A 12,503-nucleotide genomic window follows, 5' to 3' on the forward strand; every position below is an offset into this window, starting at 1 on the left:
TGGGCCGCGTGAGGTCATGGATGGTTTTGGAAGATGGTCCAGCCTTTGCTGCCCGCCCTGGCCTGCGACCCGGTTTCCCGGGCGCGCAGATGGACGCCTTCATACGTCCGGGGCCGCCACAGGCGATGTCGGGACAGCGCCCCCTTCCGCCTGCCGCGCGGCCAGATCGCGTTTCGCCTGCATCAGATCGCAGAGATAACGGGCCGGCGCCGTCAGCGAGCCGGTCTCGGTCACCGACCACGCCGGGCAGCGGGGGCAGTGAGCGGCGGCTTCGCAGGACGCACATTCCGGATCGACCGGGGGTGCGGCATCCACATGGCTCTGAAGCTGCCGCCACGCCATTGAAAAGCCGGTCTCGCGCGGCTCAAGGGCCGGCCGGTCAAGATTCAGGCAGGGCAGCATCCTGCCGAAAGAGTTGATCGCAAACGAGGATTTTCCGACCTGACAGGCAAAGCACGCGCTATCCCCGGACAGGTTGCCGGAACCCGTCGCCGACATGGCCGCAAGCGTGCCGGGGCGTTCGATGGCGGCAAGTGCCGCACAATCCTGCGGCGAAAGCCGGCACTCTTCGGCGCCGCAGGCCGCCCCGTCGCGCCGCTGCATGAGCATCCAGTTCGCCGCCAGCGACAGTCCCCAGTCGCGCGCCATCTGCCGCATCGGTTCGAGATCGTCCCGGTTCTGCCGCGTGATCGTCGTCTTGAGTTCCAGCGGAACCCCATGGCGCAGCAGCGCCTCGATGCCCGCGCGGCAGTGGTCGAACGCCTCGGGCACGCCCGTCACCGCGCCGTAGGTTGCCGCACTTGCCCCGTAAAGGGTGATCTGGGTCATCTGCGGCGGTGCCTCGGCCAGGCGTGCCGCGATCCGGTCGGTGACCCGCGTGCCGTTGGTGAAAAGTGTAAGGATCAGCCCCATCCGCGTCAAAGGTGCGTAGATGTCGAAGAAGTCGCGCCGCAGGAAGACCTCGCCTCCGGTCAGCAAGAGAAAGATCATGCCAGCATCCGCGGCCTCTTGCGCCAGGGACACCCAGTCGGCCGCGGGAAGTTCACGGGCGCGGTGGGCCGCATCGTTGGCAGGCTGGCGCACATAGCACATCCCGCAGGCAAGGTTGCAGCGTTCGGTCAGTTCGAACAGGCCGCTGACCGGCTGACGCAGCCCCGCTGCCCGCCGTTGCAGGGCCTTGACCATCGTGACATGGCCTTCGGGGTGCGGGCTCATGGCCGAAGCAACCCGATCTGCGAGATTTCCTCGACAAAGGCAGCGGCATCCGCACGCGCGCGGTCGGCGTTCACATTGAACCGGGCCGTCAGCGCCGCCGCCAGATCCTCGACGCAGCATTCCTCGGCCAGAAGATCCCACATGAACCGGGCCGGTTCGTTCAGAACCACAAGGCCCCTGACCTCGCGGGTGCGGGCCCCGAGAGGAACAAGAAGGTGATCGCTGCCGATGCTGCGCACCCGAAAACCGTCCTGCTGTCTGATGGCCGTTCCTCCGATCGACGATGCGCCCGGACGGCAACCGACATTCGCCCCGCTGACGCGGCGTGCAGGGCGAATGTCGCGGCGCGGGCAATCAAGATGCCGGGCGATGTGATGCCGGCGCGGTGCGCCCAACCCTATTTGCAGTCGCAGGGGCTGTTCGGGCTGGGATAATTGCCGGGGGGTTGTGGCTGGCCGCAGTCGCAGGGCTCGTTGGGACTTGGATAATTGCCGTTCGAGGCGGACTCGCTTCCAGCCAGGATCTCCGAGACCCGGACAGTCGGAGTGGCGTAGGGCAGTCTGCTTTCAAGCGGTGTTCTGGTGGGCGCACATGCAACGTTCATGGACGTTCTCCTGGAAGCCGGATCATGAACAGATCGCTCGCGGAAGGGTTTGTCCTGACTGTCCCGCCGATCTGCCGGGTGCCGAAGATCCCGCACAATGGATGCGAGGGTAGCCAAGTGCTGCATCCGGCCGCACGATCGGTCAATGTCGCGGATCGTCGCACCTGCCGGCCGGGCGCAGGGGCCAGACGTTCCGTTTTGTCAGACCTCCGGTTCTTGCCGGCGCTGTCATCGCCTCGGCGCAAGGCCGGAAAGGCATGACCGTGCAAACCCGCATTTCGGGAACCCGTCCGCCGGGCCGATGCATCCGCCGCCGGCCCGGCTGTCCCGAAACCAGAACGTCTTATGACCGCCGACGGGGCAAGATGGCGGGCGATGAGGCCATCCGGATGATACGGGGCCGGCATCGCCCGACGGGGGGCGCTGTCAACCGCGCAGGCCGTGAAGGGACTGCGGGCGATGCAGCCGCCCGCAGCCCGATTGTCAACTGTCGCCGCGACGGCGGTTCTTGTCGCGCAGCACCTCGCGGACCATGCGGCCGAAAGCGCGGTCGCGGGCGTGCGCCTCGGCCAGCGTTGCCGAGTTGTGCCGGTCCTCGCGCCGGAGCTTCTCCCACCGGGCGAGGCGGCCGGGATCAAGCCGTCCGTCGGTCAGGGCTGCCTGCACCGCGCAGCCCGGCTCTTGCAGGTGAAGGCAGTTGGCAAAGCGGCAGGCCCGCGCCAGAGCGTCGATGTCGTCGAAGACCGTGGCGATGCCGTCTTTCGCGTCGGTCAGGCGCAACTCGCGCATGCCGGGCGTGTCGATCAGCCAGCCTCCGCCCGTGATGGGGCGCAGGTGGCGGCCCGTCGTGGTGTGGCGCCCCTTGGCGTCGTCGTCGCGGATCGGCGCCGTGGCCTCGGCCGCGCCGGTCAGCGCATTGGCAAGCGTGGTCTTGCCGACGCCCGAAGATCCCGCCAGCGCGACCGTCTGCCCCTTGCGGCACCAGTCGGCAAGCGAAACGGCGACCTCGGGCGCGGTGGCGTCGATCAGTTGCACGGCAACGCGGCGGTCAACCGCCTCGGCCCGCGCGCGCCATGCCTCGGGGTCGGGCGCAAGATCCGCCTTGGTCAGCAGGATCACCGCCTCGACCCCGGCCGAGTGGGCAAGCGCAAGGTAGCGTTCCAGCCGCGCCGGATTGAAGTCGGCGTTGCAGGAGGTGACGACGAACAGCGTGTCGACATTCGCGGCGATCAGTTGCCGCGCCGCCCCGGTGCCCGCCGCGCGGCGCGATAGGCTGCTTCGGCGGTCAAGAAGGCGCAGCAGCCGCGTGCCGTCGCAGAGCGCCCAGTCGCCCACGGCGATCTCGCCGGTGGAGACGCCGGAAGGCGGTGTCAGCGACAGCGGGCCGGCGGCCGAAAGCGCCTCGACACGGCTGCGGTGGACGGCCGCGATGCGGCAGGGGGTGGCCGCCAGTTCCTGAAGGTCGAGCTGGCGCAGGAAGTCGGAAGCCCAGCCGAGATCGGCGAGCGTGAAGGATGGGGTCAAGGAATAGCCCTCGCATGGACACTGAAGAACAGGCGCCGGGGGCGCCGGTGACGTTCAGGCGGGCGGGGCGGCGGCGGGTGTCCCGCTCAGACGGCCCCGGCCCGAAGGGATGCAAGCTCTGACATGTCCTCTCCTTGGGCTGTGGTTGCGACGGTCGTGGGGCATGTTACAACCTCGGGTGCGGCGGTCCAAGGCGGCTTGGGCGCGCGGCTGGCAAAGGGGCACGGTCCGCGCCAGAATGGCAACAGTGCTCCCCGTCACGAGGCCGCGCCCTTTGCCTCTTTTCCTTACGCCCCTCTGATCCCGGGGGCGAGGGTCTTGCCGGCCCCGTCGATCGCATCCCCCCGCGCGGCCCCGAAAGCGGACTTTGTGTCCTGTGCGTCAAGGCCCGCGGGTGCGCGACATTGCCGCCGTCATGGGCAAGGCCCCGCCCGTCTCGGCCGCTGGATGGTTCACCGCTTGCGGGCAGCCGGTTCACTGACCGCACCCACGGCCCGCTTCTATTAGTGGTCAAAATTTTGGCACATGTCACCTTCAACGCTCATGGTTTATGCGGTATTGGCTGGCGGAAAGTTGACAAAGGAAAAGCCATGACGGGTATTGACGAAAAGTTACAGCCTATCTTTGCGGAAGTGGTCCGGCGCAATGCCGGAGAGCCAGAGTTTCATCAGGCGGTGCATGAGGTGCTGGAAAGCCTTGGCCGCGTGGTGGCGAAGCATCCGCATTACCTGGACCTTGCACTGATCGAGCGGATCTGCGAGCCAGAGCGGCAGATCATCTTCCGCATCCCGTGGGTGGATGATCATGGCAAGGTCCAGATCAATCGCGGCTTCCGCGTGCAGTTCAACTCGGCTCTTGGCCCCTACAAGGGCGGGATGCGGTTCCATCCTTCGGTCAATGTCGGGATCATCAAGTTCCTCGGCTTCGAACAGACCTTCAAGAATGCCCTGACCGGAATGCCGATCGGCGGCGGCAAGGGCGGTTCGGATTTCGACCCCAAGGGTCGGTCCGATGGCGAGATCATGCGCTTCTGTCAGTCGCTGATGACCGAACTGCACCGCCATCTGGGCGACCAGACCGACGTGCCGGCGGGGGATATCGGCGTGGGCGGGCGCGAGATCGGCTATATGTTCGGCCAGTACAAGCGTCTGAACAACCGCTTCGAGGCCGGCGTCTTCACCGGCAAGGCGCTGGCTTACGGCGGTTCGCGCGCCCGGACCGAGGCGACGGGCTATGGCAACACCTATTTCGTGCAGGCGATGCTACAAAAGCGTGGCACGGATTTCGACGGCAAGACGGTCACCGTCTCCGGCTCTGGCAACGTGGCGATCTACACCATCGAGAAGGTCCAGTCGTTCGGCGGCAAGGTCATCGCCTGCTCCGACTCGAGCGGCTATGTGGTGGACGATGCTGGTATCGACCTCGACCTGCTGAAAGAGGTCAAGAACGTCCGGCGCGAGCGTATCTCGGAATACGCGCGCCGTCGCGGTTCGCAGGTGCATTTCATCCCCTCTGACAAGGGGTCGATCTGGGACGTCCCGTGTCAGGTGGCCATGCCCTCGGCCACGCAGAACGAACTGTCCGGCAAGGGCGCCCGCGCGCTGGTCGCGAACGGCGTGATCGCGGTGGGTGAAGGCGCCAACATGCCCTCGACCCCCGAGGCGGTGCGGATCTTCCAGGAAGCCGGTGTCCTCTTTGCGCCCGGCAAGGCCGCCAATGCGGGCGGCGTGGCCACCTCGGCGCTCGAGATGCAGCAGAACGCCAGCCGCGACAGCTGGAGCTTTGAAAAGACCGAAGAACGGCTGGCGACGATCATGCGCAATATCCACGACACCTGTCACGAAACCGCCGAGGAATACGGTGCACCGGGCGATTATGTGCTGGGCGCCAACATCGCCGGTTTCGTCCGGGTCGCCGAGGCGATGCGGATGTTGGGCGTGATCTGAACGATCAGCGACGCCGTGACCTGTGGGGCCCGCCCCCACAGGTCACGGCGCAGACGAGCTGCGCCGATCCGGACACCCGACAAGACGCAGGACGCGATGCGCCGCGCGACATGGCCACGGTCTTGCCGGCCATGTCGCGCGCTCCATCCCGATTGCGGCGCACGGTTTCGCGCGCAAACCGAACGCGCTGGAAAAGACGGGCCGGGTTCGGAAAAAGGACGGATACCGGATGCTTGACCTGCGGGACGGCGATATGGTCGCCCGGCACGGATTGGCGAAAGCGGACGTTCGCGCAAGCGCGTGGGTCTGCGTTGTCTTCAACAAAACCAGCGGGTTCTGTCTCGGCTGCCACCCGGGCAGTATCCGCCAGGCCGGGCCGGTCGTCACCAGTCAGGTGGTGCCATCAAGGCCCGGGCGTGACAGGCCGCATTCCCCGCCCGATCGGCTTGGTTCCCGCACCGAAAGCGACGGGTGGCCGGATGCCGTTCAGATCACGGCCGCCCCGGGGCGGTGGCCAGAATGGTCTGGGCGGTGCAGGAACAGGTCGAGACGCTTGGTCGGCTTAAGGTTCAGGCGGATGCGGTGGCCTTGGGGATCGCGCTGGCCACGGCCTTTGCCCGTATCCCCGTTCAGGTCCGACACCACAACCGCCGCCCCCGCCGTCGCGAAAAGCTGCGCGATCGCGGACCCGATCCCCGCTTGGCCGCCGGTGACGATCACCGTCCGGCCGTCAAGGCGAAACCTGTTCATGTCCAGCATGGCAAATCCCCCGTTCATCAGGCAGAGGAGAAAAGCGACGCCTTGTCGTGGGAAACGGGGCGCCTGCCCAAATTGGGCACCTTGTCAGACGGCTCAGAGCATCCGTCCGAGACTGACGACCAGCCGGGCCACGCGGTCGATGGCGCGGGCGTCCACCTCCTGAAGCACCCGCCGCGCCGAGCCTGTCTGCCGATTGCAGCGGCGCCCCCGTCGGTTGTCAAGCCGTCGCGCCACCTTCCACCCTGCCTTGCGGTTCGGCGCCAGATCCTGCGCGTCACGGCGTTCGTCAGCGTGGCGAAGGCCACGCCGGAAAGGGCTCCGGCGTGGGTCTTGCAGCGGCGCCTTGTGCGGCGGTCACTCGATCTTGCCGACCGACCGGAACAGCGTCTCGCCCGAACTGTCGTCGGTGCCGTCGTTGTCGGTCACGACCCAGCCTTCGCCGGCGGCATCAATGGCAAAGCCCTCGACCTTGTCCACCACATAGCCGTTCAGTGCCTGAAGGTCGGGGATCAGGTCGCGCACCACCTCTTTCGTGACAAGGGGAAGATCGCCCCCCAGCGGCGCGGGCTTCAGGTCGGCCAGCGCGACGCGGGTCAGCATCTTCACCGCCGCCTTGTCAGCGATCTGGTTGTCGCGCTCGATCAGATAGGCCCAGTCGCCCTGAAACGTGATCTCGGACAGGCCCATCCAGGCGCCTTCGGTCGGCGCATCCAGCGGATAGCGCACCGCGCCCCAGCTTTCGGCCGCGGTGTCATAGGCCAGAAGCTTCACCTGACCTCTGGGATCGTCCGTCCATTCGCGCTGAACCGCCATCCAGAGCACGTCGCCTGCGCGGGCGATCCCCTCGAAGCCAAAGCGCGTTTCGCCCGACAGCAGCCCGGCGGGAAGTGCGATCTCTTCCGTGATCTCGCCTTTGCCATCCACATGGTAAATCGCATGCGGAACCAGCTTGTCACTGCGCCCCTCGGAGGCAAGCCAGAAGCCACCCTGGCCATCCAGCGCGATGCCTTCCAGATCCAGCTTCTGCGCCGGCTGACCCGCGCGCAGGACCGGCAGGCTGTCCACGATCCGCGCGGGCTTTTGCGTGGCGTCGATCCGGTAGATTGTCGGGGCCATGCCGAAGACGCTGTCGGACACGGCGAACAGTTCCCCCGCCCTTTCGCCGGCGGCAAGGCCGGACAGCGCGCCCCAGCCGATCAGCGGATCGGACCCGTCCGAGGTGATCATCGGATAGGCCGGGGCGCCCTCGGCACGATCAAAGATCATCACATGCGCCGGGGCAAGGCCATCCTCGCGCAGGTCGGCCTCGTTCGCGGTCACCAGCAGGTTGCGCGATGGAATCGCCACCAGCCCTTCCGGCGAAACCCCCGAGGGCAGCAGTTGCAGAAGCTTCGGGTTGGACAGGTCGCTCAGGTCATAGACCGCAACGACAGAGGCGCGTTCCGAGGCGACGAAAGCCATGGGCGTGCCGTCAAACGTCGCGACCTCGACCGACTCGATCTCGACCCCTTTCGATCCTGAACGGTGCTCGGGGTAATGGCCGATCGCGGCGATGGCGCGTTCAAGGCTTGCGCCCGACTCCCACACAACGGTGCCGTCCTTGCGGAAGATGGTCCAGCCGCGCGCGCCGCCCTTCCAGTCGCCTTCGTTGGCGCTGGCGAAATGGTCGGTGTCGATCCATTTGATGCCGTCAGGCTCGCGCAGGCGGCCCGGCTGGCTGCCGGTGAAATCCAGGGCGCCGTTCTTCTTCGTGTCGATGCCGACCAGGTCGACGGCGCCGGCAGGGAAATGGCTGATCGCGCCATCGGCACCGATCACCACGATCTCGTTGTTCTCTTGCAGGGTGACGGCGATCTCGCCCACCGCGTTGACCGAGACGAACTCGGGTTCGGGATCTTCCGGGGCGATGGCGGCAAGGCCGGTCAGGTCGATCTTTTGCAGGGCGGCGCAATCGGCCGCACCGTCACGAATCGGCAGCTTCACCACATAGCCCGCCGGCATCTGCGGCAGCGCGCCGTCGTTCACATCCTCGTCGCGCTCGTTCTCGATGGCGATGGCCAGGAACGACCCGTCTGGCGCCTTGGCGACCGAATCCGGCTGCCCGCCCAGATCGCAACTGGCCACTTCCCTGCGGCTGGCAATATCCACCGTCACCAGCTTGCCCGAGGGCGCGGCCAGGCTTTCCGAGGTGTTGACGGCGGCAAAGACCCGGCCGCCAAGGATCACCGCCGTCGTCGGCTCGCCGCCCATGTCGATGGTGCCCAAAGGCTTCGGCGCCGCCGGATCGGTGATGTCGATCAGCCCGATCGCCCGCAGCGGGCTGTCGGTGTAGACCAGCGTCAGCCCGTCCTCGGAAGCCGAGACGATCTCGGCCGACGAGGTTCGGCCGTGGTCTTCGCCATCGGCCATGTTCCGGGTCGTGGCAAAGCTTGCAATTCGGTTGAAGCTGATCTCGGCGGCCGCGGGCAAGGCGACGCCGAGAGCAAGGACAGAGGTCATGGCAGCAAGTTTGTAGGGCATCGGACGTCCTGTATCACAGAGATGCCCGACCATTCGCCGCTTCTGGTGACGTCCGCATGACAAGGCCGCGGGAACGTCAGATCCTGCGCGGCCCGGTGAGCGTGATTGGCCGGCGGGGGGCTTCGCTGCACAGCGCCCCGACCCGCAACACGGCCGGCAATTTGCGGAGGGGCTTGAAGACGGACAACGCCGGGTGCTGACCTTGTTGGCGCCGGTCGGGTTTCGAAGACTTCGGCCCGTGCCCGGCGCATCGACCGGCGGAAGCCGGAATATGGCCACTCCCGTGAAAACACCCGATCATTCGCACGTTCGGGAGTTCGCGGGCAGGAGGGGATCCGCGTGGCGCTCAGCCTCCTCTGTGGATCGTCGCAGACCCACCTTGGCACATTCATGCCGTCGGGGGGGCGGTCACATCATCAATGCCCTGCAGCACCCTCCAAACACCTTCGAAAGGTCGCCATCCGAAACGAAAAGACTGGCCGAAACTACCTCTGCATCGATCCAGTGAAAATCGGCGCATGCTACAAGGAATAAGGTAGTGATGAGTGTGATGATGGACGACCCGCTTAAACGCTGGACGGCGAAGCGCACGACGGCGCGCGTGGTGGAGATCATCCCGTGCAAGACGACGGTGGCGGAGGCCAGCCAGACCCATGCTCTCCCGCCGTCCGAGATCGAGGGTTGGATCGAGAACACCAAGAGAGGGATGGAGGATGCGCTCCGGGCTAACCCGCTCGATATCGGCGAACAGTACGAAAAGCAACTGAAGAACCTTCAGGGAACGGATGGGGCGCCCGTCGGAATCGGCCACGCATGCAGCTTGGTGTTGATGCCACCCGTCGCCCGACCTTGGTAATCCCCGACAGGACCGCTCTCCTCTCTGGTTTGTCGCAGACCCACCTTGGTACCTCGATGCCGTCGGGGGGCGGTCACATCATCAGAGCCCAGGTTGCCTGTAACGCCAAGTGAATTGGCCAAAGTTAAGATCCAAGCTTGATCCATGAATGGAGCTCGATGTTGTCGGTACTGAATCTTCGCCTGTCTCTCAGACAGAAGATCACATTAACTAATTTGATCCCGATGGTTCTGCTCGCAGTGACGCTGGTTACCGCGCTTAGTATTACGCAAAGAAGCAACCTGATCGAGAATGCCCAGGAGATGCAGCGTATTACGCTCCGGGTGCTTGCAACAAATATTGGGGCAAAGTTCCCCGATTTCCATCATGAGATTTCAGTTGATGGCGTGATATCGCGGGCGGTCTGGAACAATATTCCCGATTTCGAAAAGCATGATCTGGTTGAATCGGTTGGTGATCAAACCGGGAAAACCGCGACGATCTTTAGGCTCGATGTTGCAAAGAATCAGTTTATTCGGATGACGACCAACGTCATGCGCCCTGACGGCACGCGGGCCGTGGGAACGGCTCTTGATCCAACCGGTCTCGCCCATGCTGCCATGTTGCGCGGCGAACCCTACGCTGGTCAGGCCAACATCTTGGGAATGGAATACCTGACGGTATATGTGCCCGTTTTTGATGATTCGGGACGAATCCACGGCGTTCTTTATGCGGGCGTGCCTATTGACAGAATTAATGAAATTTTGGCAGACGATCAAACTCTGGCAGCCGCGATAACCCTCGGCCTTCTGGTCGTGGCTTTTATTGTCGTCTGGCTGGGGGCCCGTTCCGTGTCGCGGGCGGTCGAGGTCATGACGCAGGCCATGCAGCGATTGGCCGACGGACGCCTGGAGACCATCCTCCCCCCGACAAAGCGGGGCGACGAGATTGGTGATCTGATGCGGGCGATGCAGACGATGACGCTGACCCTGCGTCAGACCGTGGGGGATGTAGTCTCCAGCTCGGGTCAGGTCGCCTCGGGCTCACAGCAGTTGTCGTCGACGGCTGAGCAACTCAGCCAAGGCTCGACCGAGCAGGCGGCCGCCACCGAGGAGGCCTCTGCCGCGATGGAGCAGATGTTCGCTAACATCCGCCAGAACGCTGAAAACGCCGCCGAGACCGAGAAGATTGCCGGCAAGGCGAGCGCCAACGCTGAGAAAAGCGGCCAGGCCGTCGCCAATGCGGTTGATGCCATGCGCACAATTGCCGACAAGATCCAGATCGTGCAGGAAATCGCGCGCCAAACCGACCTGTTGGCGCTGAACGCCGCCATCGAGGCCGCCCGCGCGGGCCAGCATGGCAAGGGCTTTGCCGTGGTAGCCTCAGAGGTGCGCAAGCTGGCCGAACGCTCGCAGCAGGCCTCGACCGAGATCGGCGCGCTGTCGGGCTCGACGTTGAGCATCTCGGAGGAGGCTGGGCGGATGCTGCAGGATTTGGTGCCGGATATCCAGCGCACCGCCGACCTGGTGGGTGAAATCTCGACCGCCTGTCGCGAGCAGAACTTGGGATCCGAGCAGATCAACAAGGCGATCCAGCAGCTGGACCAGGTGACCCAACAGAACGCGGCCGCCGCCAACCAGATGTCGGGAACCGCCGAGGAACTGTCGGCGCAGGCCGTCATGCTGAATGAACGCGCGGGCTTCTTTACGCTGGAGTGCGCCCCTCTGGCCAAGGATGCGCTGCCCGCTCCGGCCCCGGGCGGTCTTCCGTCACTCAGCTTGGGCTGATGCGGCGTCCGGATTGCGTGAGATTGCCCGCACCACGTCCGCTGCGGGCAGGAGGGCCGGGCAATGATCCATGCGCTGATGCTCTGCGAGGCGCGGCCGATCGGCCCGCTGATCGAGGCAGCCCACGACGTGCATCGGGTCCGCGTCCGGCTCGAGATGGCCGACAACAATCGTGACCTTGCGCTCTGCAACATGGCCATCGACGGCAAGCTGAGAGGCTGCGATCTGGTCCGCCTGAGGGTCAACGACGTCTACGCCGCTGGCTGCGTCAAGGAGCGTGCCTCGGTGACGCAGAGCAAGACGCACAAGCCGGTGCGGTTCGAGATCACCGAGACCCCCCGCCTGTCGCTCGATCGGTGGATCAATAACCCCGAGATGATCTCCGCCGGACGAAGGTTGCGCAGATCTACAAGAAGACGGGCAATCTGTGGGCGGTCCAGCTCCTGCTGGGTCACACGAAGATGGACAGCACGGTGCGCTACCTCGGCGTCGATCCGGACGACGCGCTGTCACTGTCGGAAGGGATCGTCCTCTAGCACGGTCGGGAGTGTCCTGAACTTTGTGTATCCGGCCGGTCCATGCGGTTTGGGATACTCAAGCGTCGAAGCGTTCGCCGAAGATGAAGATGAAGATGAAGATGAAGATTATGGCGAACTGATGCGGGCCGCAAACCATTCCCGGACATTCCGACCATCATTCTCGAGGTTGCGGATGGCGAGGTAGATCAGCTTGGTTGCGGCCTCATCCGTCGGGAAGGAGCCGCGCGTCTTGATCGGCTTCCGGATCACGCGGTTCAGGCTCTCGATGGCATTCGTTGTGTAGATGATCTTGCGGATCGCCGGATCGAAGCCGAAGAACAGGATCCCCGCACCGGACATCCAGACTTGCCGCAACGATCTCGACAGGCAATGTCGGCCGCCAGGTTGATTGCGGATCATTCCTCACGGATCCCACCAGGCCTGATCTGCTTTCCGAACTCGTCGTGAAGGGGGGCGCCTCCTAGAAAAACGGCGGCCAGATTGCAGCTGATCGCCACGGACGATGTGCACAATTGAACTGCCGCGGACTTTGCAGCAGCGGTACATGTCCCGGGTGAATAGCCCCATGTTTCCTGGACGCCTTCTTCGCTAACTTTGAGGCAAGGAGGCCATGATGGGCACAGGCAATTTCACGGACGAGTTCAAGCGTGACGCGGTCGCGCAGATCACGGAGCGGGGCTACCCGATCAAGGAGGTTTCGGAGCGGCTCGGGGTCAGCCTGCATTCGCTCTATGCGTGGAAGCGCAAGTTCGCGAAGGCGGCCACTGGCGAGAC

At 64.9% G+C, this 12,503-nt stretch carries 10 protein-coding genes and 2 pseudogenes; 5 read left to right on the forward strand and 7 right to left on the reverse strand.

From position 1 onward, the window contains the following. Positions 1-99: 99 nt before the first annotated feature. From CRO07_RS15365 to rsgA, 3 genes are all read right to left on the reverse strand, one after another. The gene (locus CRO07_RS15365; RefSeq protein ID WP_097031548.1) at positions 100-1,215 is read right to left on the reverse strand and encodes a radical SAM protein; all 1,116 of its coding nucleotides are present in this window, start codon (positions 1,213-1,215) and stop codon (positions 100-102) included. Then, positions 1,212-1,454, reverse strand: coding sequence for a PqqD family protein (locus CRO07_RS18770; RefSeq protein ID WP_176504594.1), 243 nt, complete (start codon positions 1,452-1,454; stop codon positions 1,212-1,214). The genes CRO07_RS15365 and CRO07_RS18770 overlap by 4 nt, the downstream gene beginning before the upstream one ends. An 848-nt stretch (positions 1,455-2,302) precedes the next feature. Continuing rightward, entirely contained in the window at positions 2,303-3,343 is a 1,041-nt protein-coding gene (rsgA, locus tag CRO07_RS15375) for a ribosome small subunit-dependent GTPase A (RefSeq protein WP_097031550.1), read from the reverse strand. Between the two features lie 590 nt (positions 3,344-3,933). Here rsgA and gdhA point away from each other — a divergent pair. Beyond that, positions 3,934-5,289 (forward strand): NADP-specific glutamate dehydrogenase, encoded by a 1,356-nt coding sequence (gene gdhA, locus CRO07_RS15380; RefSeq protein WP_097031551.1) that lies wholly within the window; start codon positions 3,934-3,936, stop codon positions 5,287-5,289. A 486-nt stretch (positions 5,290-5,775) separates the two neighbouring features. On the opposite strand, the gene CRO07_RS18465 is transcribed toward gdhA, so the two are convergent. The 3 genes from CRO07_RS18465 to CRO07_RS15390 form a co-directional block, all read right to left on the reverse strand. Beyond that, positions 5,776-6,048 (reverse strand): SDR family NAD(P)-dependent oxidoreductase, encoded by a 273-nt coding sequence (locus CRO07_RS18465; RefSeq protein ID WP_141400080.1) that lies wholly within the window; start codon positions 6,046-6,048, stop codon positions 5,776-5,778. Positions 6,049-6,141: 93 nt separating this feature from the next. Further along, a complete protein-coding gene (locus tag CRO07_RS18775; RefSeq protein WP_176504595.1) occupies positions 6,142-6,282 on the reverse strand; it encodes a hypothetical protein in 141 nt (46 codons plus the stop codon). Between the two features lie 120 nt (positions 6,283-6,402). Then, the gene (locus CRO07_RS15390; protein WP_097031552.1) at positions 6,403-8,568 is read right to left on the reverse strand and encodes an esterase-like activity of phytase family protein; all 2,166 of its coding nucleotides are present in this window, start codon (positions 8,566-8,568) and stop codon (positions 6,403-6,405) included. A gap of 541 nt (positions 8,569-9,109) precedes the next feature. Here CRO07_RS15390 and CRO07_RS15395 point away from each other — a divergent pair. From CRO07_RS15395 to CRO07_RS19180, 3 genes and pseudogenes are all read left to right on the forward strand, one after another. Then, positions 9,110-9,424 (forward strand): transposase, encoded by a 315-nt coding sequence (locus CRO07_RS15395; RefSeq protein WP_235841037.1) that lies wholly within the window; start codon positions 9,110-9,112, stop codon positions 9,422-9,424. 137 nt (positions 9,425-9,561) lie between these two features. Next, on the forward strand, positions 9,562-11,190 hold the full coding sequence (locus tag CRO07_RS15400) for a methyl-accepting chemotaxis protein (protein ID WP_141400081.1): 1,629 nt from the start codon (positions 9,562-9,564) through the stop codon (positions 11,188-11,190). A 78-nt stretch (positions 11,191-11,268) separates the two neighbouring features. After that, positions 11,269-11,726: pseudogene (locus CRO07_RS19180) on the forward strand (integrase). Positions 11,727-11,784: 58 nt separating this feature from the next. Here CRO07_RS19180 and CRO07_RS15410 read toward each other — a convergent pair. Further along, positions 11,785-12,053, reverse strand: a pseudogene (locus tag CRO07_RS15410) (transposase); the annotation flags it as partial. 289 nt (positions 12,054-12,342) lie between these two features. On the opposite strand from CRO07_RS15410, the gene CRO07_RS15415 reads away from it, so the two are divergent. Further along, positions 12,343-12,503: transposase (locus tag CRO07_RS15415; RefSeq protein WP_141400065.1), on the forward strand; the 161-nt coding region annotated here is incomplete at its 3' end.

The organism is Cereibacter ovatus (assembly GCF_900207575.1).
GTDB classification, from domain to species: domain Bacteria; phylum Pseudomonadota; class Alphaproteobacteria; order Rhodobacterales; family Rhodobacteraceae; genus Cereibacter_A; species Cereibacter_A ovatus.